The sequence below is a fragment of the Pedobacter sp. TM02 genome (assembly GCF_059705275.1).
This window is the reverse complement of the sequence record NZ_AP046530.1, coordinates 2,503,097-2,529,816: the sequence shown is the minus strand read 5'-3', so window position 1 is coordinate 2,529,816 and position 26,720 is coordinate 2,503,097. Positions and strand designations below refer to the sequence as shown.

General features: G+C 44.1%; 24 protein-coding genes. 7 read left to right on the top strand and 17 right to left on the bottom strand.

Translation table 11 applies throughout. The features are described 5' to 3' along the window. From AC6H1S_RS10705 to AC6H1S_RS10685, 5 genes are all read right to left on the bottom strand, one after another. Window positions 1-957 (bottom strand): GLPGLI family protein, encoded by a 957-nt coding sequence (locus tag AC6H1S_RS10705; RefSeq protein WP_497563592.1) that lies wholly within the window; start codon window positions 955-957, stop codon window positions 1-3. Between the two features lie 88 nt (window positions 958-1,045). After that, complete coding sequence (locus tag AC6H1S_RS10700; RefSeq protein ID WP_497563591.1) at window positions 1,046-1,906, bottom strand: GLPGLI family protein; 861 nt, start codon at window positions 1,904-1,906, stop codon at window positions 1,046-1,048. A 13-nt stretch (window positions 1,907-1,919) separates the two neighbouring features. After that, window positions 1,920-2,753 (bottom strand): GLPGLI family protein, encoded by an 834-nt coding sequence (locus AC6H1S_RS10695; protein WP_199138686.1) that lies wholly within the window; start codon window positions 2,751-2,753, stop codon window positions 1,920-1,922. Between the two features lie 12 nt (window positions 2,754-2,765). Next, window positions 2,766-3,662: a GLPGLI family protein gene (locus AC6H1S_RS10690; RefSeq protein ID WP_497563590.1), complete on the bottom strand. Its 897-nt coding sequence runs from the start codon at window positions 3,660-3,662 to the stop codon at window positions 2,766-2,768. Between the two features lie 86 nt (window positions 3,663-3,748). After that, window positions 3,749-4,636, bottom strand: a complete 888-nt coding sequence (locus AC6H1S_RS10685) for a GLPGLI family protein (RefSeq protein ID WP_497563589.1) — start codon at window positions 4,634-4,636, stop codon at window positions 3,749-3,751. A 630-nt stretch (window positions 4,637-5,266) separates the two neighbouring features. Here AC6H1S_RS10685 and rplU point away from each other — a divergent pair. Continuing rightward, entirely contained in the window at window positions 5,267-5,578 is a 312-nt protein-coding gene (rplU, locus tag AC6H1S_RS10680; protein WP_199138690.1) for a 50S ribosomal protein L21, read from the top strand. Between the two features lie 59 nt (window positions 5,579-5,637). After that, entirely contained in the window at window positions 5,638-6,090 is a 453-nt protein-coding gene (rpmA, locus tag AC6H1S_RS10675; protein ID WP_199138691.1) for a 50S ribosomal protein L27, read from the top strand. 59 nt (window positions 6,091-6,149) lie between these two features. On the opposite strand, the gene AC6H1S_RS10670 is transcribed toward rpmA, so the two are convergent. Further along, window positions 6,150-6,599 (bottom strand): hypothetical protein, encoded by a 450-nt coding sequence (locus tag AC6H1S_RS10670; protein WP_497563588.1) that lies wholly within the window; start codon window positions 6,597-6,599, stop codon window positions 6,150-6,152. 195 nt (window positions 6,600-6,794) lie between these two features. Between AC6H1S_RS10670 and AC6H1S_RS10665 the strand changes: the two genes are divergently transcribed. Continuing rightward, window positions 6,795-7,382 carry a TetR/AcrR family transcriptional regulator gene (locus AC6H1S_RS10665; protein ID WP_497563587.1) on the top strand — a complete coding sequence of 196 codons (588 nt, stop codon included), beginning with the start codon at window positions 6,795-6,797 and terminating at the stop codon, window positions 7,380-7,382. Here the strand turns inward: AC6H1S_RS10665 and AC6H1S_RS10660 are convergent, their stop codons facing one another. From AC6H1S_RS10660 to AC6H1S_RS10620, 9 genes are all read right to left on the bottom strand, one after another. After that, window positions 7,383-8,345: a polyprenyl synthetase family protein gene (locus tag AC6H1S_RS10660; RefSeq protein ID WP_497563586.1), complete on the bottom strand. Its 963-nt coding sequence runs from the start codon at window positions 8,343-8,345 to the stop codon at window positions 7,383-7,385. It abuts the gene before it with no gap. 3 nt (window positions 8,346-8,348) lie between these two features. After that, window positions 8,349-9,539, bottom strand: coding sequence for a carboxypeptidase-like regulatory domain-containing protein (locus AC6H1S_RS10655; RefSeq protein ID WP_199138695.1), 1,191 nt, complete (start codon window positions 9,537-9,539; stop codon window positions 8,349-8,351). Between the two features lie 11 nt (window positions 9,540-9,550). Continuing rightward, complete coding sequence (gene rnr / locus AC6H1S_RS10650; RefSeq protein ID WP_497563585.1) at window positions 9,551-11,683, bottom strand: ribonuclease R; 2,133 nt, start codon at window positions 11,681-11,683, stop codon at window positions 9,551-9,553. 141 nt (window positions 11,684-11,824) lie between these two features. After that, window positions 11,825-13,549, bottom strand: coding sequence for an ABC transporter ATP-binding protein (locus AC6H1S_RS10645; RefSeq protein ID WP_497563584.1), 1,725 nt, complete (start codon window positions 13,547-13,549; stop codon window positions 11,825-11,827). After that, window positions 13,550-14,263: a 3'-5' exonuclease gene (locus AC6H1S_RS10640; protein ID WP_497563583.1), complete on the bottom strand. Its 714-nt coding sequence runs from the start codon at window positions 14,261-14,263 to the stop codon at window positions 13,550-13,552. Window positions 14,264-14,378: 115 nt separating this feature from the next. Further along, window positions 14,379-15,770 carry an arginine decarboxylase gene (locus tag AC6H1S_RS10635; protein WP_199138704.1) on the bottom strand — a complete coding sequence of 464 codons (1,392 nt, stop codon included), beginning with the start codon at window positions 15,768-15,770 and terminating at the stop codon, window positions 14,379-14,381. Window positions 15,771-15,977: 207 nt separating this feature from the next. Continuing rightward, on the bottom strand, window positions 15,978-16,430 hold the full coding sequence (locus AC6H1S_RS10630; RefSeq protein ID WP_199138706.1) for a hypothetical protein: 453 nt from the start codon (window positions 16,428-16,430) through the stop codon (window positions 15,978-15,980). Window positions 16,431-16,436: 6 nt separating this feature from the next. Next, window positions 16,437-17,351, bottom strand: coding sequence for a citrulline utilization hydrolase CtlX (gene ctlX, locus AC6H1S_RS10625; RefSeq protein WP_199138708.1), 915 nt, complete (start codon window positions 17,349-17,351; stop codon window positions 16,437-16,439). Window positions 17,352-17,521: 170 nt separating this feature from the next. Further along, entirely contained in the window at window positions 17,522-18,967 is a 1,446-nt protein-coding gene (locus AC6H1S_RS10620; RefSeq protein ID WP_497563582.1) for an arginine deiminase family protein, read from the bottom strand. A 321-nt stretch (window positions 18,968-19,288) separates the two neighbouring features. Here AC6H1S_RS10620 and AC6H1S_RS10615 point away from each other — a divergent pair, with 321 nt between their 5' ends. From AC6H1S_RS10615 to AC6H1S_RS10605, 3 genes are all read left to right on the top strand, one after another. Then, window positions 19,289-19,621: a hypothetical protein gene (locus AC6H1S_RS10615; RefSeq protein ID WP_497563581.1), complete on the top strand. Its 333-nt coding sequence runs from the start codon at window positions 19,289-19,291 to the stop codon at window positions 19,619-19,621. Between the two features lie 318 nt (window positions 19,622-19,939). Then, window positions 19,940-21,715 (top strand): arginine--tRNA ligase, encoded by a 1,776-nt coding sequence (argS, locus tag AC6H1S_RS10610; RefSeq protein WP_497566028.1) that lies wholly within the window; start codon window positions 19,940-19,942, stop codon window positions 21,713-21,715. A 47-nt stretch (window positions 21,716-21,762) separates the two neighbouring features. After that, window positions 21,763-22,527, top strand: coding sequence for a sulfite exporter TauE/SafE family protein (locus AC6H1S_RS10605; protein WP_497563580.1), 765 nt, complete (start codon window positions 21,763-21,765; stop codon window positions 22,525-22,527). Window positions 22,528-22,672: 145 nt separating this feature from the next. On the opposite strand, the gene AC6H1S_RS10600 is transcribed toward AC6H1S_RS10605, so the two are convergent. After that, entirely contained in the window at window positions 22,673-23,797 is a 1,125-nt protein-coding gene (locus AC6H1S_RS10600; protein WP_199138716.1) for an AI-2E family transporter, read from the bottom strand. A gap of 223 nt (window positions 23,798-24,020) precedes the next feature. Here AC6H1S_RS10600 and mnmE point away from each other — a divergent pair, with 223 nt between their 5' ends. Further along, entirely contained in the window at window positions 24,021-25,382 is a 1,362-nt protein-coding gene (gene mnmE / locus AC6H1S_RS10595; RefSeq protein WP_497563579.1) for a tRNA uridine-5-carboxymethylaminomethyl(34) synthesis GTPase MnmE, read from the top strand. Between the two features lie 131 nt (window positions 25,383-25,513). Here the strand turns inward: mnmE and AC6H1S_RS10590 are convergent, their stop codons facing one another. Continuing rightward, a complete protein-coding gene (locus tag AC6H1S_RS10590) occupies window positions 25,514-26,587 on the bottom strand; it encodes an FISUMP domain-containing protein (RefSeq protein WP_497563578.1) in 1,074 nt (357 codons plus the stop codon). Between the last annotated feature and the right edge of the window lie 133 nt (window positions 26,588-26,720).

Genomic DNA, 26,720 nt, shown 5'->3' with positions numbered 1-26,720 from the left:
TTATTTTTTCTCTGGCAGTTCTATCGGGTTGTTGATGGTGGGTTTGGTTGGGCCTCCAATTCCCGAAGTGCCTGCCGGCCTAATTTGGGTATTCATGTTCATTTTTACCGACCCTTGTATGCCGCTATTGGCCAGTTGAGCATTCAGGAAACCCTGTGGATCTTTGTCGCGCGCCTCTTTGAGCTTGTTGTATTCTTTTTGGCTGGTTTTAATCGCATCGGCAGGCAATTTGATTTCGCTTCCCAGATAAGCATCCGCGGCATCCATACCCATAATTTTAACGGCATTGCCTAAAATAGGTTTTTCTTCTATAGTAGCGGTAATGTTTGTCTCGTCAACCTTGTCTATGCCTGCAAATTGAAACTGTACTTCCTTTTTCTCGTCGTAGGCTTCTACAATCAATCCCGGCAGGCCGTTCAGTTTCCATGGCCCGCTCTGGAAAGGCATGTCGGGTGCGTACCAGGCAATCCAGTTTCTGCCCTTAAAGTGGGCGGTCGCTTTTTGGCAGTGCACGCCCGAAAAGCTCGCTGTGTCTTTGGTGATTTTCCAGTTGATTTTTGGCGCTTCCTCTTCAATCAGGTAGTTGTTAAACAGGCGTTCCTTGGTTATGAACTTGTTTTCCTTTACAAAGAAGAAATAATCTAATGAATTGGTAGGCTTAGAAGAGGTTCTTTTAATGCTGATGTTTTGTGGGCCACCAGCATTATTCCTGATCTGTTCCTGTAGTTGCTGGTTCAAGGCTATTGCGTTGTTCAGCTTGTCGTAGCTGGTGTAAACCGAGGCGTTTTTGCCGATGGCCAAAAGCATGTTCTCGGTGTAGGGCTTGTCGCGCTGGGTGGTGTCTTGAATGTGCGAAAAACTGTATCGTACCCTGGCTAGTGCCTTGTCTGGGTTTTGTGCAAAAACTACAGTTGTAATAGCTGTTGCTAGAATAGTGCTTAAAATAGCTTTCATCATGTTAGGTTTGTTTGTAATTAATTATTCGTAAATCTACGATTAATTCGTAGTATTAGTGATGATTTAACATTTTTTAACGAATAGAAATTTAATAGCCAGATTGGGCTTTAATAAAACCTCTTGGGTCTTTTTGAAAAGCAGCTCTGAGGTTATCCAGCTCTTCTTTGGTGGTCTTAATGACGTTTTTTTGCAGTTTGATGATGTTTTCGAAATAGGCGCCAGCCACATCAGTGCCAATTACCTGGTCGATGGCGTTGATATCGGCAGGGTGGGCATTAGGTCTTTTCCTGATATCATCGGCACGCTGAAAATCGCCTTCCTTGGCATCCGTTATGCCTGCAAACCTGAACCAGGTATCTTTGGATTCATCGTAAGCCTCAATAATCAGTCCAGGTAGGCCATTTAGTTTCCAAGGCCCATAGCGAAAGGGCAGGCTGGGTGCAAACCAAGCTATCCAATTCTTGCCTTCGAAAGTAGCGATGGCTTTTTGGCAATGCACTCCCGAAAAGCTGGCGGTATCTTTGGCAATCTGCCATTTGATTTCGGGTACTTTTTCTTCATAGAGGTAACTTTGCAGGGATATGAATTCCTTGCCAAAAAACCTGTTCTCCTGGGCAAAGTAAAAATAAGAGGTGCGGTACATCCAATTGGTGGCGTTGGCGTCGGTTACAAAAGCTACAGGTTTGTTTGAACCGGCCCTATTGGCAATCATAGCCCTAAATTTCTGGTCTTCGGCCACTTCGTGCCTAATCTTGTCGTAGCTCGTATACAAAGAAGCATCTTTGCCTACAAAAAGGAGCATGTTATGATTAATGACTTTTCCGCTTTTTAAAGTGTCTGCTTTTTGGGTATAGGTATAGCTTACACGGGCCAGCACCTGGTCTGCCTTTTGCGCAAAACCATTGGTGCTAATCCATATCAGCAAGAAAGCTATTGATAATTGTTTCATCTGCTGATTGTAGTTATTTTTTTTCGGGAAGTTCTATAGGGTTATTGGTAACGGTTGGGCCCGCAATGCCAGTCATGCTTTTGCCTATGCGAATTTCTTTGCGGTCGATACCCGTCATTGCCGATGCAAAGCCGACCGGATCCTTTACAGAGAATTCTTTTATTCTAGTGTATTCCTTCATGTCGGTTCTCTTAGCATCTTTGGGCAATTTGATATCGCTTTCATAAAAGTAGCTGTCGCTGTTGGTATTGGCAGCGCTTACCTTGTCCATGCCCGCAAAATGGAACTGTACCTGTTGCTTGTCGTCATAGGCCTCTACAATTAATCCTGGCAGGCCATTCAATTTCCACGGACCACTTTGAAAAGGCAATTCTGGCGCATACCAGGCAATCCAGTTGCGGCCCTTGAAATAGGCGGTGGCTTTTTTGCAGGCAATGCCCGAAAAGCTTGCGGTATCTTTGGTGGTTTTCCAATTTATTTTGGGTGCTTTTTCTTCGGCCAGGTATTCGTTATAGATTTTCTCTTTGATAAAAAACAGGTTTTCCTTCACAAAAAAATAATAGTCTTGCTGCGATACAGGCTTGAATGGGGCATTAGGAGCTGCGGGTTCCGCTTTGGCTTTTCCGTCATCTACCAATTTACGGTTTAGTCGGTCGAGGCTGGTATAGACCGAAGCATTTTTGCCAATCACCAAAAGCATGTTCTCGGTGTAGGGATTGTTCTTTTGGGTAGTGTCTTTGATGTGTACAAAACTGTATTTGACACGTGCTAAAGCCCGATCTGGATTTTGTGCAAAGGCCTGAAGCGAAAGTGCAAAGCATAGGCCGGTAATGAAGCTGGTTTTCATGTTGTTTAGGGTTTAATTATGTTCAGGTAATTCTATTGGATTGTTCAGGGCATTTTTTGAGGCAATTTCTGCCAGTTTACTCGTGCTGCTTATGGTTACGCCACTATTGGTCATTTGTGCCTTTGCAAAACCTATAGGATCTTTTGCCCGGGCTTCCTTCAGCTTGTTAAGCTCGGCTATGCTTGTTCTGATGGCGTCTGCAGGCAACTTGATTTCGTTGCCTGCTAATGCACTGGTAGAAACAGTAACGGTATTTTCTGGGTACAATATCGGTTTAGCGGCCGTTTCTTCCTTGATGTTCTCAAAACCTGCGAAGAGGAACTGCACCTCCTTTTTGTCGTCGTAAGCTTGTATGATTAGCCCAGGCAATCCATTGAGTTTCCATGGCCCGCTTTGAAAGGGGAGTTCTGGTGCGAACCAGGCAATCCAATCCCGACCTTTAAAATGTGCTGTGGCTTTTTTGCAGGCAATCCCCGAAAAGCTGGCCGTATCTTTAGTAATCCTCCAGCTGATTTTGGGCAAAGGCTCTTCGGTAAGATAGATGTTGATGATGAGCTCCCGGGTAAAAAGCTTATTCTCTTTGAAGAAGCTGTACAGCTCAATGGCCGTAGTAGGCTTAACTTTGCCTACGTTGATGCGGATAGGTTCGCCTGGCGCAGTGTTTTTTATCTGTTCCTCAATCTGCCTTTTCCGTTCGATGCCTTGAGTTAGTTTGTCATAGCTGGCATAAACCGAAGCATTTTTGCCAATCAGCAGAGCCATATTCTCGGTGTAGGGATTGGCTTTGTTGGTGGTGTCTCTGATATGCGAGAATGAATAGCTGACTTTTGCGAGTGCTTTTTCTGGCGATTGTGCCCAAGCCATGCTGGTGCAAGAGAAGGCAATAAGGGTGATTTTTAGTAATCTCATGTGAGTAGGGGTGGTTTTATGGCGTCCATTTCTACGAATTTTTCGTAGAAATGGACGCGTTTGACATATGGTGCTTTTGCAATAGGCTAAGGAAGTTCTATGGGATTGTTCATGAAAACTACTTTTTTCGGCATATTGGGCTTGTTTTCGAGCAGCTTTCCGAAAGGCGTTCCGGCAAGTTGTGTTTTGGCAAAACCCATAGGGTCTTCGGCATAGGCCATTTTTAGCCGTTGCATCTCGTCCTTGGTGGTTTTAATGGCAATGGCTTTGCTTGGTAGCTTGATTTGGTTTGTGATTTCGCTAATATCCATCATTTCGCCACTTATTTTAGGGGTTTGGCTTGCAGATTCACGATTGACGGTTTCAAAGCCATTAAATAGAAACTGAACGTCTTTTTTGCTGTCGTAGGCTTCCACGATCAATCCGGGCAGGCCGTTTAGTTTCCATGGGCCGTTTGGAAAGGGGATGCTGGGCGCAAACCATGCCGTCCAGTTTCTGCCTTTGAACAATGCCATGGCTTTTTGGCATTGAAGTCCGGAGAAACTGGCTGTATCTTTGGTGATTTCCCAATTGATGTGCGGGATGTCTTCCTCGGTATAATAGAAATTAATCATCCACTCGCCCACATAGAGCTTATTGATAGCGCGAAAGAAATAAAGATCATACATACTGGTGGGTGTTCTTTTTTGTGCCCGAAAAATTACACCGTTGGTAACGCCACCATTGTTCCTGATCAGCTCGTTATCGCGCTCCATGGCAGCCACTTTTTCTTTAAGCCTGGTTTCGCTGGTATACCACGACGAGCTTTTGCCCATCATCAAGATCATGTCTTCGACATAAGGCATGCTGCGCTTGTTGGTGTCTCTCACATGAATAAAATTGTATTTTACCCTGGCCACTACCGGTTCGGCATTTTGGGCCATTGCCAGTGTTGTAAGCAAGAGGGATAATGCTGTAAACAAGAACCTTTTCATGGGCTAAATTATTTGTATTTCGTAAATCTACGAAATATTCGTAATAAAAGAAAATATTTTGGCTTTTTTATCAGGCACAGCGATCTGGCGGGGGTTAGCAATACAGATTAACTGAAATGCGGCAACTGAATACTGCAAAATGTTCCAGAAAAGCTGTTCAGCTCCATGTTTGGCAATGCCTTGTTATAAAGTACCTCTTTGTTGTTGAATTATTTGTTTTTTAGTTCGTCTGGTACATTTGTCCATTTTGTATTATCCGTCAAAGCAAGTTTACAACTGCATTCCGCCATTCTCTTGGGTTTGTCGAATAAAGAAAAAGCCTATTGTGGTCGCAATGATCTTCTGTTGCCGTTCTATAAATCAAAGCAAAGCATTCTTTGTTGGGTTAATGAAAAGCCGCTCTTTGTGGTCGGTGCCAATTTCTAAAATTTTATCTATCGTCATTAGCTTTTTTTGAACTGATCGTTATATGTGATTACGTGATCGGAAACTCTTCTTGAAAAGAGTCTGTTTATCATGGTTTTAACCGGTACAAATTATTTTGTATATCTATTTGTGTTTGAAAATTAATTGTTCTATATTTGCACCTCGATAAAAAAATAAAAACAAGTCTAAAATAATTATTTAACAATGTACGCAATAGTAAATATAGCAGGACAGCAATTCAAAGTTGCAAAAGACCAGCACCTTTTTGTACACCGTTTACAAGGAGATGAGGGCGCTAGTATTGAATTTGACAATGTATTGTTGGTTGATAATGGTGGTAAGATTACAGTAGGCGTTCCTGCGGTAAAAGGTGCATCGGTTACAGCTAAAATCGTGTCTCATTTAAAAGGTGATAAAGTAATCGTTTTCAAAAAGAAACGTAGAAAAGGTTACAAAAAGAAAAATGGTCACCGCCAGTATTTCACCAAAATCCAGATTGAGAATATCACTCTGTAGTTAATTTTTTGTTTAATTCTGAGATTGGGATTTCCAATCTGTAAAAAATATAAAAGAAAATGGCACATAAAAAAGGAGCCGGTAGTTCGAAAAACGGACGTGAATCGCATAGCAAGCGTTTAGGTATCAAAATTTTTGGTGGTCAACAAGCTATCGCTGGTAACATCATCGTTCGTCAACGTGGTACAAAACACCACCCAGACAAAGGTGTAGGTATTGGTAAAGACCATACTTTGTTCGCTTTGGTACCTGGTATCGTATTGTTCAAAAAGAAACGCGACAACAAATCTTATGTTTCTGTACTTCCAGTTGCTGATGATGCTCCAGTAAAAACTGCAGCACCTAAGAAAGCAGCCAAAGCTGCGAAACCAGTTGTTGAAGCTGCTGCTGAAGCACCAGCCAAAAAAGCACCTGCCGCTAAAAAAGAAGCAGCGCCTAAAGCCGCTAAAGCCCCTGCAAAAAAAGCAGCTAAAGCCGATGACGAAGCTCCAGCTGCAGAAACCGCTGAATAATATTTGTAATACAGCATAAAAAAAGCCGAACATCATTTGTTCGGCTTTTTTGTTTTATGTTATTGATGATGTAGGCCTTGCCTTTTTTCGAAAGCACTCTTGATTTTTTTGGAGGTATGATTTTGATGCACAGCATAATAGAATACTCCACCCGCAAAATAGGCCAATATATCATAAAAATCCGCAGTGTTGTAAGGCGTGAAGTAGGGTAGGCAACCTTCAAAAACCAGCGCCGCAAGTAAAGCAATACTCAGGATTTGATAAAGTGGATATTTAAAAGTTCCATCTGGCACAAAAATTAGTGAACCCAGTACAAACGGAATATGGATAAGCAACGGCACAAAAACAAAATCCGTAAGCCAATTATTAATGAGAGGAATGGGCATTTCCAGTTTGCGCGTGTATCTCACCAATATCCACGAACAGCAATAAAATGCCAAATATCTATCAAAGATCAGTACTATTAGTGAGCGAAAGATGCTGCGGTTATAACTCCGGCTGTGGCGCATAGCAACAACATTAAAAACATTAACCACCCAACATTTTTTCCAGCTTTTTTAAATCTTGAGTCGTTAACGTCTTCTGGAAAGATCGTCATTCTGATTTCATGTAAATTCCTAAAGAACCAATTTTTGCTTTTGCCAGTGCGCATACCTAAAATTTAAATTATTTTCAAATTTAGAACATTTGTTCTAAATTTAGGCATGAAAACCAAAGAAAAAATATTGAATGCCGCATTACAGCTTTACAATGAACAGGGAATCAGGAGTGTTACAACAAGGCATATTGCAGCGAGCATTGGCTTGAGCGGTGGTAATTTACATTATCACTTTAAGCACACCGAGGATATTATAAGGGCTTTATTTAATGAACTTGCTTCGGCTTATGATGATTTGATGCTGAATGCGCAACAGGCTTCGATTAATTTAGCCACTATAGATGCCCTAGCAGCAATCTCCTTCCAACTAGTCAATAAATACCGTTTCATATTCATCAACTTTGTGGAAATAGCGAACTGGATTCCGGAGATTAAAGCCAGTTATAATCAGCTGATCCAAAAAAGGGAACAACAGTTTGTAAGCTTTTTCGATGCTTTGGCTCAACATGGAATTTTTAGGGACGATATCCCAACATCCAATAAACTGGGACTGGTTAAGCAGTTTTTTATCATTAGCGATTTCTGGTTGTCACATAACGAACTTACCCGGCAATATCGAGGAGAGGATGCTTTGAACGATTATAAGAAAACGATCAACCTCTTATTGTGGCCTTATACCAAGCGTTTTGAATAGCTAGTTTTCTCTTTCCATGATTTGCTTTACCAATTGCCTGAAATATACTTTTCTGTTTTCGGATACGGTAATTCCATCAAGCGCTTGGTAAGCTTTTGCCAAATATTTTTCCATTTCTAAATTGGCCAGTTCCTTAACTTGGTAATTGTTGTATAGCTGCGTAACGGCTTTTACCTTCATTTCTGTATTTTCTCGGTTCTCTAAAAGGATAGAAAGTTCTTCGGGATTTAATAACTCCTTTGCCGTGAGGTGTAGGAAGGTTTTTTTATTGGAGATGATGTCGCCGCCCACTTGTTTGCCGAATTTCTCCGGATCGCCATAAACATCTAAAATATCATCTTGCAACTGAAAAGCTACGCCTAAATTCTCCCCGAATTGATAAAGTAATTCTGCATTTTTATCATCGGCACCGCCTACAATGGCGCCCAATTTCATGGCGCCACCCAACAGCACTGCGGTTTTTAGGCGAATCATCTCCAGATATTCTGCGATGGCTACATTATCACGAGTTTCAAATTCCATATCGAGCTGCTGGCCTTCGCAAACGCCTTGTGCAGTTGCATTAAAGGTATCGAGCACGGGTTTGAGTACGCTTACGTCTACTTTGGAAAGATGCTTGTTCGATTCGACCATCATCACATCCCCGCTGAGGATAGCATTGTTGCTGCCCCATTTTTCGTGAACGGTTTGTTTGCCTCTGCGCAAAGGAGCATTGTCCATGATGTCATCGTGTACAAGGGTGAAATTATGGAAGGTTTCTATGGCCAGCGCCACATCCAAGGCCTTGTTGATCTCGTCCGTAAAAAGCTCTGTAGCCATGAGCACCATTACCGGTCTTATTCTTTTGCCACCCAGGCTCATGATATAACGGATGGGCTCATACAAATCGGCAGGGTGTGCTGGATATACTATTTTAGGAATGGCGTTTTCTATGATTTCTTGTAGTTGTGTAGGACTTTGCATTACTTAAGGGTTAGTCATGGTACCGAAAGCAGCTTTGCTTTCCATCATTTTGATAAAAGAATCTTCTAAAGTGGTTTGTTTTACAATGGGGTTGTTCCTCCAAAAGTTGGGGTCGTATTTGATGGATTCGATTACCGTTTTGTCTTTTGTTCGGCGATTAAGCGCCTCAAATTGTTGGTCTTTTAAATCGTTGTCTATGTTGTAAACGGTTAGCAGCGAGCTGATGCCCGGATTGATTTCCCGTCCTTTGACGTTGAGGCTGAGGTACATTTTGGTAGAAACGCTTTCCAGTACCGGAATAGGGTGTGCCGTTCCGTTAAAGGTAGCCACGGTGGTAACAATGGGCGGCAGTTTGGCGCTGGCATGGGAAAGCCTGATGGGCAGATTAAATACGCTGTTTTCCAAGCGGTAGATTTTCGAATCGTCGGTACCCACGTAGTAGGTAGAATTTACGTAATACTGGTTTTTCCGTGCCTTTTTGTATTTGCAGGAAACTACTGCTATTTTTTGGTCGGCCTGTTCGATGTATTTCTCTACATTGATTTCGTAATCGGCCAATGTATTCAGGTTCACGAACTTTCCGCCGTTATCCGGAAAAAGATAACCGCTTACCGTGAAGGTATAATAGGATTGGTTATCGAGTGAAAAGGCAGCCTGTTCGTTTAGTTGGGCAAAGCGGCTTTGTTTGGCAATCCAGCCCTGTACACGTTTGGGACTCCACTGCAGGTCGAAAAAGAGTTCGTAAATCTGGCTGGGCTTGCCATTTAAGGTAGTTAATTGCCTGTAAAAAGCGTTTACATAAGAGTTGTTGTTTTCGTAGGCCTTGGCTTTTTCAAAAGCAGCCTTTAAAATCCGCTGACCCTGATAAGGATCAATGGTTACCGTATTCAAACTGATACTGGCCGGCTTTAGCTTGACGATTATCGGCGTACTGCTGCTTTCCTGCAATACCATGTCGCTGGTTAAATAGCTCACGTGGCTGCAACGCAGCTTGGCCGGATAGGTTGGCGCCTTGAGTACAAAATCGCCGTTTTCGTTGCTTACCGAGGCATTGTTGGTCCCTAAAATACCCACCGATACAAAAGGGATGCCTGTACCAGTAGCTTCGTCAACTATACGGCCCTGCAAAAGGTTTTGTGCCTGGGCAGTAACGACAAAAAAGAGCAATACGATAGAGATGGCCAATTTTTTCATAGGCTGCTAAACTATTGTTGTACTAACGAAAAATCTATTTGTCGCTTAGACAGATCCACTTTCTTTACTTTTATTTGTACTTCGTCGCCCAATTGGTATTTTTTCTTTTTGCGCTGGCCAACTATGCAATAGTTCTTTTCGTCCAATACGTAAAAATCGTCCGAAATGTCGCGCAAACGTACCATGCCTTCGCATTTATTTTCGATAATCTCTACATACATTCCCCATTCTGTAACGCCAGAAATAATGCCCATGTAGGTTTTGCCTACGTTTTCTTCTAGATATTCGGCTTGTTTGTATTTTACCGAAGCCCTTTCGGCATCCGCTGCGCGTTTTTCCATGGCCGACGAGTGTACGCTGGCGGCTTCGTATTCTTCGGCATTGGCCGATTTGCCACCGTCGAGGTAGAGCGCCAGCAAGCGATGTACCATGACATCGGGGTAACGCCTAATTGGCGAGGTAAAGTGGGTATAATAATCGAATGCCAATCCGTAGTGGCTTGTTTTTTTGGTGGTGTAAATGGCTTTGGCCATCGAGCGGATTGCCAATTGGGTCAGGATGTTCTGTTCTTTCTTGCCTTCTACGTCTTCCATCAGGTAATTGAGCGATTTGGCTATTTCCTTATCGCTTTTCATATTGATCTTATAACCAAAACGCGATGCAAAACTGGCGAAATTGTTCAGGTTTTCGAGGTTTGGTGCATCGTGAACGCGGTAAACGAAAGTATATTTTTGTTTGCCTTTTCCTTTTTTGGCAATAAATTCGGCTACTTTTCTGTTGGCTAGCAACATGTAGTCTTCGATAAGCTTATGTGCATCCTTGCGTTCTTTTACATATACGCCGATGGGTTTTCCACTTTCGTCGAGCTTGAATTTTACCTCAGTGCTTTCGAAACTGATGGCGCCGTTTTTAAACTTGCGTTCTCTTAAAATATAGGCAAGTTCGTTGAGCTTGAGGATTTCTTCGGCAAAATCTCCGCTTTTGGCTTCAATTACTTCTTGGGCTTCTTCGTAGGTAAAGCGCCGATCAGAATGGATTACCGTGCGGCCAAACCATTCGTTGTGGATGTTGGCATGTTCGTCTAATTCGAAAACCGCGGCAAAGCAGAGCTTGTCTTCGTGCGGGCGTAGCGAACACACGCCATTGCTGAGGCGCTCGGGCAGCATCGGAATAACGCGGTCTACCAAATATACCGAAGTAGCACGTTCGTAAGCCTCCTTGTCGAGCATGCTTTTGGGCAATACGTAATGCGACACGTCGGCAATGTGAATACCGATTTCGTAATTGCCATTGGGCAGTTTTTTAAAGGAAATGGCATCGTCAAAATCCTTGGCATCAATTGGGTCTATGGTAAAGGTTACCGTATTCCTGAAATCCCTTCTTCCATTGATTTCGGCTTCGCTAACCTGTTCGGGAATGGCATTGGCTTCGGCCTCCACTTCTGGCGGAAAACTGAGCGGAAAACCATATTGAGCCAATATGGCATTCATTTCGGTATTGTTTTCGCCTTGTTCGCCTAAAACATTGATGATTTTCCCGATAGGATTTTTGGCACCTTCGGGCCAATCGGTAATGCTTACCTGAACTTTTTGTCCGTTTCTGGCGCCATTAAGGTCGTTTAAAGGCACAAAGATGTCGTGCAGCATCTTGCGGTCGTCGGGAATAACAAAAGCGAAACGCTCCGATACTTTGGCCACGCCAATAAAATCGGTTTTTAAACGGGTAATGATTTCCACGACTTCGCCTTCGTTTTTACGGCCGGTCTTTTTCTTGAAAACGTAAACCTTTACCTTGTCGCCGTGCAGGGCGTTGCGCAGCTTTCTAGGGGCTACATAAATATCTTTTTCAAACTCATCATCTGGTACAATAAACGCAGAGCCGTCGGCGGTCATGTCAACGGTGCCCACCACGAATGTTTTAAGGTCTTTTAAGCGGAATTTGCCTCTTTCGGGTTGTGTAAAAAGCCCTTTGTTTACCTGTTCTTTTAATACTTCGAGAATGGTATCGGTAGAGGCAACGTCTTTGAGGTTTAGCTTGGCCGCAACTTGCTTATGGTTAAGCGGTACATTTTTGTTTTTTTCGAATATATCGCTAATCAATTGGGTAAGAACCTGTTCGATGTGAGCGGATTTGTTTTTTGCCATAGCTTGTATTTGTGTTGTTCACAATATAGCAAATGTATGTTTAGCTTGGGCTATTTTTGGCGAGAAATAACACGGCTATAACATATTGCAGGGCCTTAAGCTTTAGCATTTGGCCTGATTGGGTCTTGAAAAGCAGGAAAACTAACTGGCTAACGGCGCTGCCGTTTTTCCGGGAATGGCATCAATCAGCTTTTGGGTATAGGCGGCTTTTGGATGGTTATAGATCTCATCCGGAAAACCTTCTTCCTCGATTTTTCCTTTGTTCATCACAATCATCCGGTCTGAAATATGTTTAACTACCGCCAAATCATGCGAAATAAAGATGTAGGTTAAGCCAAATTCCTGTTGCAGTTCGCGCAAAAGATTCAATACTTGGGCTTGTACCGATACATCGAGTGCCGAAACGGATTCGTCGCAGATGATGAATTTGGGCTGCAGGGCCAGGGCACGGGCAATGACGATGCGTTGGCGCTGTCCGCCAGAAAATTCGTGCGGGTAGCGGTCGAAGTGCTCGGGTTTGAGGTTTACTTTTTCGAGCAGGTTCAATACGTGAGTCTTTCTTTCTTGGTCGTTTTTAAAGAGGCCATGTACCTGCAGCGGCTCCATAATGGAGTTTCCTACGGTCATTTTGGGGTTGAGCGACGAGTAGGGGTCTTGAAAGATGATCTGGATATCTCTTCGCATTTTACGGAGTTCGTTTCGGCCCAATTGGGTAAGGTCGGTGCCGTTAAAAAGCAACCTTCCCGAGGTCGGCTCTACCAGGCGCAATATGCTTCTGCCCAAAGTGGTTTTGCCACAGCCCGATTCGCCCACCAAACCCAGCGTTTCGCCAGGATAAACCTTTAAGCTGATGTCGTCGACTGCTTTTACATAGTTTTTGCTCTTGCCGAACAATCCTTTGTTGATGGGGTACCAGGTACAAAGATTTTGTACTTCGAGCAAGGGCTTTTGTTGGTATAGCTGTTCGCGCCTTTGCCTGATTTCTGCTTCGGTAAAGCTGTTGATTTCGAGCTGATGCTGGAGGGCGACATCCTTGTTTTCGTTCAGGAAATCGGCTACGGTGGGCAGCTTTTTTAGTCGCCGTTGCGGAGAGGGCCTACAGGCCAGCAAGCCTTTGGTATAGGGGTGTTGCGGATTTTGGAACAGTTTTTTGGCAGGGCCTTGTTCAACGATATCGCCTTTGTACATCACCAAAAGATCGTCGGCAATTTCGCTGATGACGCCCAAATCATGCGAAATGAAGATGAGGCCCATGTTGCGTTCGGTTTTGAGGCGCAACAATAAATCGAGGATGGTTTTTTGTACGGTTACATCCAGGGCGGTAGTCGGCTCGTCGGCAATGAGCAGTTCGGGATTACAGCTCAAGGCCATGGCGATCATGACACGCTGTTTTTGTCCGCCGGAAAGCTGGTGCGGATAACTTTCGAAAATCTGTTCGGGCCTGGGCAACTGCACCTCCTTAAAAAGGGCAATGGTTTTGCTTTTTGCCGTTTGTCTGTCTATTTTTTGGTGGAGCATGATGGCTTCCTGTACCTGATATCCACAAGTGAATACCGGGTTGAGCGAAGTCATGGGTTCTTGAAAGATCATGGAGATTTTGTTGCCCCTGAAGTTTCTGATTTCGTTATCGGAAAGGCTGAGCAGGCTGCTATGCTCAAAGTCTATTTCGCCGTTGATGTGCGTATTCTTCGAATCGTGCAGGCGCATAATAGAAAAAGAGGTAACCGATTTGCCGGAACCTGATTCGCCCACGATACCCAATACTTTGCCCTTGTCGAGTTTAAAGCTGATTTTGTGTACGGCTTCGGTCCAGGTTTTGTCTTCCTGGCTGTAAAATTCGATGGCGAGTTCTTTAACGTTTAGCATTTACTTCACTAAGGTAATGTTTTCTTCGGGAATTGCCTTCAAGCCTTTAAAGCGCAAAAGGATTTGTGCCGTTGTAATGACATCCTTTTGGCAGTAGGTAACGATACGTGGCAGGTCTTTTTCTTCATAATACACCGCTTTAACCATACTGCCGTCCATATCGTCTTTGGGGGTTGGAATGTTGAATATGGCCGCCAAAAGGATTAGTGAGGTATAGTTTTTATAATCGCCAAATTTCCAGAGTTCCATGGTGTCGATGTGGTTAACCTCCCAAGGTTTTTTGCCTGCAATCTGCAACTGTGGCGGAATAGCAATGCCATTGATCAGCATGCGTCGGCATAGGTAGGGGAAATCGAACTCTTTGCCGTTGTGTGCGCAAAGCAGTTGGTCGGTTCCTTGTTCGCCCAACAGTTTGGCAAAGCTGGTTAAGATTTCGGCTTCATCATGTCCGGCAAAAGAACTTACCCTAAAAAACTGCTGTCTGTTTTGCAGGTGGAAAAAGCCAATGCTGATGCAGATGACCTTGCCAAATTCGGCCCAGATGCCCGCACGATCGTAGAATTCGGCGGCCGTAAACTCGTCTTTGCGCTGCAGCCTGGTTTTGTGTTCCCAAAGTTCCTGCAGGGTTGGGGGCATTTCATCAAAATGCCCGTATTGGGGTATGGTTTCGATATCGATAACGAAAACCTTGTTTAAGTTAACTTCTTTTAACATGAGCGTATTGTTTTTGATAGGTTATACAAGTTAACAAAAAAACCGAAGCTTTCTGCTGTACAACAGGCTCTTAAACAAAAAATCCTTCCCGATTGGAGAAGGATTGCCGTATTTTTTAGGTGTAACCCAGGATTTTGAGTACTTGCTTGCTGTTTTGCTCTTCTCCAAATACCTCGAAGTTGAAAGTTTCGTCTCTGTTGCGCCTGATGATCACGTGCTTCGGACTTGGCAACAAGCAATGGTGTATGCCACCGTAACCACTCAATACCTCTTGGTAAGCACCAGTGTTAAAGAAACCGAGGTATTGCACTTTACGGGTTTTGGGCATAAAAACACTGTTCATGTGTGCTTCCTGGTTGTAATAATCCTGGCCATCGCAGGTAATGCCACCCAGGTTTACGCGCTCGTATTCCGCATCCCAATTGTTAATTGGCAATAGGATATATTTTTGGTTCAGGGCCCAAACATCTGGCAGGTTGGTAATGAAAGAACCATCCAGCATCAGCCATTTTTCGCGGTCGTTTTGTTGCTTGCGGCCCAATACCTTGTATAAGATGCCCGAAGCCTCGGCTACGGTGTATTTGCCAAATTCGGTAATGATATCCGGTTCCATCACCTCGTGCTCAGAGCAGATTTCCTTGATCCGTTTCACGATTTCGTTTACCATGTATTCATAATCGAAATCGAATACCAAACTGTCTTTGAATGGCATACCGCCACCAATATCTAGCGTATCGAGATCAGGATTGATTTTCTTGAACTTGCAGTACAAGGTTACGTACTTCTCCAGCTCGTTCCAGTAGTACGGAGAATCGGTAATACCCGAGTTGATGAAGAAATGGAGCAACTTTACCTTAAAGTTAGGGTTGGCCGATATCTTGTTGTTGTAAAAATCGATCACATCTTCTAAACGAACGCCCAAACGTGAGGTATAGAACTGCGAATCAGGCTGTTCTTCGGCTGCGATACGGATGCCCAGGTTGCAAGGCGTATCCATCTCCACCTCGTCGTCGTACAGGTTGAATTCCTCCTTGTTATCGAGTACCGGAATAATATTTTTATAGCCATCGTGCAGCATATCGATAATGTACTGCTTGTACTGGTAGGTTTTAAAACCGTTGCAGATTACGGTAATGCTCTTGTCGAGCACACCTTTTTTCTCCAATGCATCGATCATCGGCATATCGAAGGCAGAAGAGGTTTCCAAGTGGATGCCGTTTTTGAGGGCTTCTTCTACAATGTGTCTAAAATGCGAGCTTTTGGTGCAATAACAGTATTTGTAATCGCCACGATAGTTGTTCTTGATGATAGCCGTCTGGAACAGCAGTTTAGCCTGCTGTATCTTCTTGCTTACCATAGGCAAATAAGTGAAACGCAATGGCGTACCATAGGTTTCTATCATTTCCATTAAATTTAGATCGTGAAAGTATAGCTCATCGTCTATAACGCTGTAGCCTTCTTGTGGAAAGCCTACGCTCAGATCAAGAAATTCGGAATAACTCTGCATTTATTTACGTTAAATAATTTTTGCAAAAATGTAATTTTAAATTGAGAATTATCCGTTAAAAACAAATTTTTTATGCTGCGAAGCAGTCATTAGTTCGCTTGTCCATTGGCTCATCCGCTTGCTGGTTCATTAGTTCGTTTGGCTGTGCAGAGATTGTGAGGCCGAATTGGGAATAAGTTGGAGTGAAGAAAGCACATTTTCCGCGGTTTAACGCTTTAAAGCGCCCGGTTTAAAATATGACGAATTGAGCGGGATAGAGGTGATATCGCGAGCCAAAACAACAATTTCGGCAGGATTTTCAAGATCGTCTTTTGCCCTGAAACTGATTTTGTATTGCTGGTATTGGTTGGTGTCCAACAAAACGGTTTTCACAATAATGCCAATCTTTTTGCCCAAATTGGGCAATTCCTGTTCAAGTGGAATGCGTTCAGCGTTTTTGATCACTACATCGAGTTGCGAAACCATCGAATCCTTGTTGTTGAATTTACTTCCTTTTAGCTGAACATTTTCGTTTTCCATCAGGATATCCTTAAGCTCAAAGGTCAGAACCTGGTTGGCATGCTGAATGAGCACAGGCGGATTGTCTACCGGCGTTTCATTTTTGGAAATGCAGCTCTGCAACAAAATAGCGGACAACAAGGAGTATAAAATCGAGCGCATTTTGGCTTAGGGTTTAAGTGGCAAATGGATTTCGGCCAGCATGCACCGGGCACTGCCGCCACCGTTGGTTTCGATGGTGTATAGCGGCGCATAAACCAGTCTACAGTATTTTTCCAAAACGGTTATTTGGTTTGGGGTAAGCGACAGGTAGGCTTGTTCCGACATCACCAGCAAACTTTCGCCTTCTTTATTGCTGACCTGCAGCATATTGCCGGCGAAATGGTTCATCTGGTCGAAAGTAATGGAAACGATTTCCTTGCCGTTTTGGCTCAAACTGTCTCTGACCAAGGCCTGTTCGCTTGGGTCGGGAATGGAATCGAAACAAACCACGGCAAACTGATCGCCAATGCACATCATCACGTTGGTATGGTAAATGGGGTAGCCGGTCGAATCGACTGCGCTGAAAACAACAGCCTGATAACCGGTTTTTTCGCAGAAATCGGCCAATACTTCTTGATGGGTTCTGAGCGATAGGCAGGCATAGGCAATTTTGTGGTCGCGATCGAGGACCAAACTACCGGTGCCTTCCAAAAACCGTTCGCTGTTTTCGTAAGTGCTGAGGTCGATAATTTTGCTGATGCCAAATGTTTTGCCCAGGCTTTCCATAATGTCTGATCGGCGTTCGGCCCTGCGGTTCACCGAAAACATAGGGTAGAGGATCACCTCGCCATTGTGGTGAAAAGAAACCCAATTGTTGGGAAAGATCGAATCGGGGGTTTCGGGTTGCAGGGTATCGTTAACCACCGTTACTTCTACGCCGTTTGCACGCAAGAGCGCTACAAAGCCATCAAACTCCTGTAATGCTTTTTGCTGTACATCGCTTGCCGAATTGGCCTGCTGAAATTTGTTGTTGCCAGCCGTCTGCTCGTTAAATTTGAAATCGACAGGGCGGATCATTAAAATATGGTTGGTTGTCTGCATTACTCGATTGTTAGCTGGTTTGTTGTTCGTTTTTTAGTATTAGCTGCATGCATCTTTCGATTATTGCTTCACTTGTTAATTATAAATTGCCATGCCGAGCTAAACGAGGAAACTGAACTTTCAATCTTTAAAATCCCGCTCAAAACTCAGCACCCCCAATCCACAACTTCTTAAATATCATCCCTCAAAATAGGCAAACTCATGCAGTGAAAGCCACCTCGGGCCCTCGAAAGCTCTGCCGATGGCATGAGGATCAGGGTATCGGTTAGGGTATCGGCATTTGCCTTGCCGCTTTCCAAATCCTGGATCAGGTCTTGCACTTTAACCACCTTAAAGCCATTGGCCTCAAAGGCCTCTACCGTTTTGTCGTTGCGGTCGTAGCCCAAAACCACGCCTTCCTTAATGGCCAGGAGGTTACATGAATCGGTCCATTGTTCTCTCGAATCGTATGGAAAGGTGTTGTTGCCACTGTAAATGATTTTTGTAGGTTCAGTGCAGCCCAAATCGTTTTGGCTGATGTCGTTCAGCAAAGCTTCTACATGTTCGAAATATTTAGGCTCACCAGGTTTGTTTTTGTTGAACTGGATGGCTGTAGTAGCTTCCAGTCTTTCGGGTTCCTTTAAGAAATTGATCGGCTCTGAAGCATTGTATTTTGGCGAGTGGGCAATCGAGTTGAGAATAACCCAGGTATTGCGTTTGACCTGCGTAAAAACAGTATCTAAGTGCATGTAATCGCGTTTGCTAGGGATTTTTACTACGGTTACTTTCTCCACTACGTTTTGCTCGAACAACAGTTTGATGGCTTCGTTGGCCCCTTCTTCCGAAGTTCTTTCGCTGCAACCGATCAGCACGTGGTTCGGACTGACCATCATCACATCGCCGCCTTCTAACGTGGTGCGGTAATGGGTTTCTTCGCCCGGCCTTAAAAAATGCTGGGTAGGATCTGGTATTTCGATAATGTTGTGCTGATATGCGGCAAAATACGGATGGTTAAAGAAAATATAACGCATCAGCAAGGTTTCGCGTACACGGGCTTTTTTTGCTGGCTTGTTCAGTAAGATATGCTTATTGATGGTGGTGCCCACATCGCGGGTAAAAATAAGGTTGGGGATAGGCGCGAAAATCATGGTATCATCTGCCAACGTACCCGAAATAAAGATTTCCGCCAGTTCTTGTGGCGGCGTATCCACCAGTTTCAGCTGCAGCTTATAGGTACAGCCCTCAATGGCGGCTACGGCAGCCACCAGTTTCTTTCTGATCGATTCGTTTTCTAATACCTCTGCCAGCAGGTTTTGTACTTCTACAACCGCCTTCGAATTATGGAAGCCCGGATCATTGGGCTTGAAGAAGGCACGGTTGGCCTCTTCCGAATCGATATGCGCCAATTTGCCTTTGATTTTATCGGGGTCGAGAAAATACATCAGCAACTTTACGTAGTAATCATATTCGCCTTTGCGGATGGTATCGAGGTGTACAATGTCTTCAAATAACCAGTCTTGCGCTTTCGACGGAACTACTTTTCCCAAGCCGCTATCTGGGCTATGGATGAGTAATTTACGTAGCCTACCGATTTCTGTATTAACTTTTACCTTGAAATTTTCGTTCTGTGCGCTCATATTTTGGTCTGTATAATGCAAAGCTATCAGATTTTTTGAGAAAGAAAAGTGTTGCTTTGCTGTTTCCTTTTTAGGTTTTGACTACATTTTGTGTTGACGAATTAGGCTTTACCATTTAAAAATGAGTAGGTTGCATTTGTTCTTCGCAACCCATTCGCGAGCATAAATATGTACAATTGGTGAAGGTGGCTTTCTTGTCGTTTGCTTCTAACAAAAATCTGGTTTGTCAAAAAATAGAACATCATTTAAAGCCGAAACAGCGTTTAGAATGACTAAATTGTAAGAAAACAAATAAGTGTAACCCTTAAAATCTAAATTACAATGAAAAAAATTATTTTTATGCTCTTGCTCACCTGTGCCTTTGTAGGTACAACTGTGGAAAAATCTAATGCTTTAGTGCTAAAAAGCGATCCGCCACCAGAGCTCACCTGGTATTGCGGCTCGTTTTATTGGCATGGAAGTGCCGGTCTGCCTGCCGGAACTTACCAAGTGCTTTCTGAGTTATACGGCGACCGTTCTAAAGTAATTTACATCTATAATCAATCTACTGATACGACCTATAATTGCTATTTCAGCACTTATGACGAGACCAACAATGTTGCTTATCTCAATGTAGATGTTCCTAGTGGAAACTTAGGCGCGGTATTCTTGTAGATAGAAAAAGCGCTAGACATTATGGTCTGGCGCTTTTATAATCACCTTTAATCTACAACATCAAGAAACTGGCTTATCCACACCAGCTCTTGCTGTCGTCACCGGCCTTAAAGGCTTTGTTGATGGATTTTTTAACCGGTATTTTCTTAACTAGGTTAACATCGGCGCTTGTATTGCCTCAATAGATTTTACCATAGTGGCTGATTTCTGCTTGTGACAAGTTACTTTACTAGGTATTTCGTAAATAAATAATCTCTTTTGTCGGTCGATTTGGCCTCGGGCTCTTTCAGCTTTACGCTTTATTCGCTATTTTTGGGCATGAATTTTATCATTACCGAAACGCTGAAGGCAATCAAGGAACTTTATAACGAAGAAGTTGCCGAAAGCGTAATCAACCTGCAAGAAACACGCAAAGAATTTGAAGGGCAAGTAACCATTGTTGTTTTTCCGATTGTTCGATTCTCGAAGCAATCGCCCGAAGAAACCGCTAATGCCATCGGCAATTATTTGGTAGAACGGGTAGCGGTGGTAAGCAGTTTTAATGTGGTAAAAGGATTTCTGAACCTGAGCATTGCCGATAGTTATTGGCTCAATTTGCTGAACAGCGATTTGTTGAGCGCCGATTTTGGCCAGATCAAGCCAAACGGCAGAAAGGTGATGGTCGAGTATTCTTCGCCAAACACCAATAAACCTTTGCATTTGGGCCATGTGCGCAACAATTTGTTGGGCTATTCGGTAGCCGAATTGCTGGGTGCGGCGGGTTACGAGGTGATCAAGGTAAACCTGGTTAACGATAGGGGCATCCATATCTGCAAATCGATGCTGGCCTGGCAAAAATGGGGCAATGGCGAAACGCCTGAAAGCTCGGGCTTAAAAGGCGACCACCTGGTAGGCAAATATTATGTGGTGTTTGATAAGGAATATAAGAAGGAAATAGAAGCTTTGGTGGCTCAAGGACAGACCGAAGACGAAGCCAAGAAAAATGCACCATTGATTAAGGAAGCGCAACAAATGCTCTTGGCCTGGGAAGCAGGCGACGAAGCGGTAATTGCACTTTGGAGAAAAATGAACGGCTGGGTTTACGATGGCTTTGCCGTAACCTACCAAAAGCTCGGCGTAGATTTTGACAAGTATTATTACGAAAGCAATACTTACCTGTTGGGCAAAGACACGGTTGAAGAGGGCTTGGCCAAAGGCGTTTTCTTTAAAAAAGAAGATGGCTCGGTTTGGATAGACCTGACTGCTGAAGGCCTCGACCAAAAATTGGTACTGCGTGCCGACGGTACTTCAGTGTACATTACCCAAGACTTGGGGACGGCCCAAATGAAGTACGACGATTTCCACATGGACGAGTCGATCTATGTGGTGGGCAACGAACAGGATTACCATTTTAAGGTATTGTTCCTCATTTTGGAGAAATTGGGCAAAAGCTGGGCCAAAGGCCTGCACCACCTGTCGTATGGCATGGTTGATTTGCCAAGCGGCAAAATGAAGAGTAGGGAAGGAACAGTAGTAGATGCCGACGACCTGATTGCCGAAATGGTTGAAACCGCTCGAGAAAAAACCGAAACCCTAGGCAAAACCAACGATTTTACCGATGCCGAAAAAACAGAATTGTACAATAATATAGGTTTAGGCGCTTTAAAATATTTCCTGTTAAAGGTAGAGCCTAAGAAGCGCTTGTTGTTCGATCCGTCAGAATCGATTGATTTTCAGGGCAACACGGGGCCATTTATTCAATATACCCACGCCAGGATCAAATCGTTGTTAAGCAAGGCGAATTATCAACTCACGGCCGACAGTTCGCTGTACAGCGTTGATTTGGCGCCTACCGAATTGGAAATGATCATGCTGTTGGCCAAATATCCTGAAGAATTGGTGAATGCCGCCAAGGCATACAGCCCAGCGTTTATGGCCAACTACCTTTACGAAGTGGCCAAGTTGTTTAATAAGTTCTATCACGAAACTCCACCCATTGTAAGGGAAGAGAACCAATTGCTTAAGCAGCACCGCTTGAATATCTGCAGACTTACCGCCGATGTGCTTAAAAAAGGTACGCAGCTCTTGGGAATCCAGGTGCCAGAAAGAATGTAGTTTATCAGCTGATTGCAAATCAAGAACCGCCAACTGAAAATTGAGAAATGGCTCAAGAATTAGCGCTGCTTTGTTTGGCTGCTTTTGCGGCTGGCTTTATTGATGCCATCGTAGGTGGAGGTGGCCTGTTGCAAACACCTGCCATTCTGCTTGTTTTGCCCCATTATCCGGTTGCTACCTTGTTGGGAACCACCAAGATCCCTTCGTTGGCAGGCACCAGTATTGCCGCCTATAAATACAGCAAACAGGTTAAGTTTAACCTAAAAATATTGGTGGCTTGTGCGTCGATGGCGTTTTTGGCCGCCTTGTTGGGAGCCTATTCGGTAAGTATGATTAACAACCAGGTTATTAAGCCGGTTATTTTGGTGGTGCTTATCGGCGTAGCCGTTTATACTTATTTTAACAAACAGTTTGGTATCCAGCAACACAAGAGTCATTCAACTGCCAAGCAAGTGGCTTTGGCCACAGGTTTTGGACTGATCATTGGCTTTTATGATGGATTAATCGGCCCTGGAACGGGTTCTTTTCTGATCTTGGTGTTCATTGCCGTATTGGGTTTCGATTTTGTTGGGGCCAGTGCCCATGCCAAGATGGTTAACCTGGCTACGAACATGGCGGCTATTCTTTATTTCAGCTCTACCGGGCACATCTTATTCCAGTACGCTTTGCCTATGGCTGTTTTTAATATTGCCGGTGCATTTTTTGGCGCAAGATTGGCCTTACTTAAAGGCAATAAGTTTGTGCGTGTTTTTTTCCTGATTGTGGTATTTGGTACGATATTGAAATTTGCTTTCGAGTTGTTGAAACATTAGCTCGTTTGTTGATTATGCAATATCCAACTGCAAACTGTCAATCCCTTTGTGAATTACCACCTTAAACGCCTAAGTTTAGCTAAGTGCTATGTTACCTATTTGGTGTTCAATGGCAAACTGCCAACTATCAACTGTCAATTGAAAATTACTCTTTATCAATTACACCAGATTTTGTATGCACAAGGCTCTTTTTTCTGAATTTTGGAAAACTCATCGGGCTTTTGCTCGGTCTTTCGTCGCCCAATAAAACACCCCACTGCTTGAATGATTCGGTACGGTCGAAAATGATTTTGAGTACCGCAATGATGGGCAGGGAGAGGAACATGCCAGACACACCCGCTATGGCACCGCCAATCAGCACGCCCAAAATAGAAAACAAGGCATTGATCTTGACTTTAGAGCCCACAATTCGGGGCATCAGGATATTGTTGTCTAAGAATTGAACGGCCGCAATAACGCCCAATACGGTTAGTACCGGCCAAAGCTCGGTTGACGAGGTGAGCGTAAGCAATACGCCTATCACGTTGCCAATCAAGGCCCCCACATAGGGAATAAGGTTTAAAATGGCAAAAATAACCCCAATCAGTAAAGCATGCTTGATGCCGAAAAGCATGAGCAAGCCGCCCAAAAGCACGGTCATATAGGTAATTTGTATCAATAAGCCTACCAAGTAGCTTTTAATGATTGATTCGGTTTCGAAAACCGCTTCCTTCACCTTGGGGTGATCGGCGGGCTTAAACCACATGAAGGTAAAACGGAGCAGAATATCCTTATAAAAGAGAATCAGGTAGATGTAAATAGGCAAGAGGCCTACAAATACGAAAACGCCACTCAGGGTTACGGCAGCACCACTTGCCGCACGGCCGCCAACAGCAAGCAGATCGTCGCTTTTTTCTTTCAAAAAGGCTTCCTGCTTGGTGATTTCTACTCCCGAAATTTCTTTGATCCATTGCTTGAGCGATTGCAGGTGATTGGCTACATTTTGCTTGATCTGCGGAAAATCGTCGACTAAAATGCCGATCTGTGCCGAAAAGAACCATACAATGCCAGCAATGAAAATCAGTACAAAAAGAATGGGTAGGATAATGGAAATGGATTCGGGTACTTTGTACTTTCTCAGAAAGCGGTAGATAGGCAAAAGCATGATGCTGATAAAAAATGCCATGATAACCGGCATGATAATGTCTCGGCCTAGAATTAAGATGGTGGCAACCAGTACAATGCCCAATAATTCGATAGATCGCTTTACAGTTAGTGGTAGTTCCTTCATAGCATAGATAGTTTTGTGTTTTTCCCTTTAAGTAACACGAATATAGCAAATTTGTTTGCGCCTATGGTGCATTGGCTTATCAGTTCATTGGTTCTTTGGATCATTGGTTATTTTAAACTGACGATTGTTATTCTTCCTTAAACCTTCCACCTTTCACCTTCACCTTTGGCCTTTCGGCTTTAGCCTTTAATTTGCCTATCTTTGCATTTTTCTATTCATGCACATGAGCTACACTACAGATACCATTATTGCTTTGTCTACGCCTCCAGGAAGTGGCGCCATTGGCGTGATCCGCTTGTCGGGACCCGATGCCGTTAAGTTGACCAATCAGGTTTTTAAGGGCAAGGATTTGACCCAACAGGCTACGCACACCTTGCATTTTGGACTGATTAAGGATGGCGATAGCATCATAGATGAGGTGGTAGTAGGCTTGTACATTGCGCCTAAATCGTACACCAAAGAAAATGTGGTAGAAATTTCGTGCCATGGTTCCAATTACATTATTCAGCAGATTTTGAATTTGTTGATCAGAAAAGGGGCGAGGGCAGCCAAGCCGGGCGAGTTTACTCTCCGTGCCTTTTTAAACGGCGCTTTCGATTTGAGTCAGGCAGAGGCGGTGGCCGATTTGATTGCTTCTGACAGCAAGGCTTCGCACGATGTGGCCCTGCAGCAGATGCGCGGTGGCTTTGCCAACGAATTGAAGGGTTTGCGCGAACAACTGATCCATTTTGCCTCGATGATTGAACTGGAACTCGATTTTGCCGAAGAAGATGTAGAATTTGCCAACCGTGAGCAATTGCGCAACCTGATTATGCAGATCAATAAGGTCTTGTACCGTTTGATTGCTTCTTTCGAGATGGGCAATGTGTTGAAGAATGGCGTACCTATTGTAATTGCCGGTCGACCAAACGTAGGCAAATCGACCTTGCTCAACGCCTTGCTGAACGAAGAAAGAGCCATTGTGTCTGATATTGCCGGTACTACCCGCGATACCATTGAAGACGAACTGAACATTGAGGGTATGATTTTCCGATTTATCGACACGGCAGGCATCCGCGAAACTGCCGACGTGATTGAAGCCAAAGGAGTAGAGCGTACCTTGGAGCGCATGAAGCAGGCCAAGCTGATCATTTACATGGTCGATGCCCTGCAAAGCTCGGAAGACTTGGAAACGCAGCTTTCAGAGCTGAAGCAACTGAATATTCCTTACCTGCCCCTCATCAATAAGGCCGATTTGCTAACGCCTGAAAAGCGTGAGGCTTTTGAACAGCAGGAAGTATTGTTCCTGGCCGCCAAAGAAGGTGTGGGTATAGACGAATTGAAACAGCAACTATTGGCTAAGGTTAACCTGCATCACATCAATACCAGCGAAACCTTGGTGAGCAACATCCGCCACGTGGAGGCCCTTAAAAATACCGAAGCCGCTTTGCAACGGGTATTGCAGAACATTGACAATCCCGTAACTTCCGATTTCTTGGCCATGGACATTAAACAGGCCTTGCATTACCTCGGCGAAATTACGGGCACCGTTACGACCGATGACTTGCTGGAAAATATTTTTAGCAAGTTTTGTATCGGAAAGTAAACGCACAAAATCAGATAAATGAAAAAAAGTAAAACCGCTTATAAATCAATTATAAGCGGTTTTTTGTGGGTACGATCGGTCGGTAGGTTCTGGTATTTGGCTTCGAATTTAGAACGGTGTGGTAGTAACTATCAGTCTTTCACCAGCCTTACCGCACAGCCGGTCGTCTTGCTATAGTCGGTTACCCGGGGTTCGCTGTATTTGTTGAAGTCAAGATAATAGGCAAAGCTATCGCCCGGTTTGGCGGTTCTCGACCACCAGTAGCTTAGCCATATCCCATATTTGAAAGACTGGCCACCGCCATACTCGTCGCCACCGGCGCTGCCGCTGGTAAGCAGGTTCAGGCCAGATGAGTTATCGCCATTGCCATGTGCAAAATTGTACGAGTCCTTTATGTCCCAGCCAGAGAGACCGCGCATTTTTTTCCCGGCGACCTTTTCGCCTCCCAAGGCATTGATAAGCGTCAGAAATTCCCTTGAGCTAGGTACATGCCAACCCGCCGGAGCCAGGCCACGCGGATCGGAAACGGCATAGAAATTATAGAGTTTTCCGTATTTTTTATCGTTGTTGCTATCGAAATTAAGGTAGCAATAGGCAGGGATCTTTTCGCGGCTTACTTTTTCCCATTCCTTCTGGTTTGCCGCATAATAGATCGGATCTCCGTTCCTATAAGTGCTTACGTTGAGGTTTGTGGTGGTCCAGATCTGGTCGCCGATTTTTACCGGTCCGGTGATTTCTGGAGAGGCGTTATAGATTTCCTTCAGCTGTGCTCCCGGTGCGCTGTTGCAGGCCCACACGAAGTTGGTAGGCTGTATGCCGCCACTTCTTTTCAGAGCCTCTTTGGTTGCGATTTCATCGGCCGCTTCCTTGGTTTTTGCAACTCCCCAACCGAAGGCGGTGCCCACGTTGCCGTTAATGGTACGGTAGGCGGCGCAGCCTGGCCCCGAATAGGTCAGTACAATTGTGCATGCGCCTCCGCGTTTGTTGCATTCGGCCACAGCTCTATTTTCGGCTTCGGCCCTGTTGGGCTGATCGAAAGAAAAGCCATAATAAAAGCCGTTTGACCGATCTACAGCTAGGGCTCCGTATTTGGTCTGGGCGGTGGCTGGCGCTTTTGTCGGCGTTTTTTTGACCTGGGCGATTGAATTTTCCATCAAGAGGAATTGCACGAGCAATGCCATCCATACTAGTTTGCTTATCTTCATACGTGTCGTTTTTTGTTTATTCCGATAAATTTATCAGTCGGCACATTTGTAATCAATACCTAATTTTTGGTATTCTTTTTTGATCCTGGCCATTGTTCTGTCCTGGTCTTTTGGCAAGAACCTTTTGAGCTAA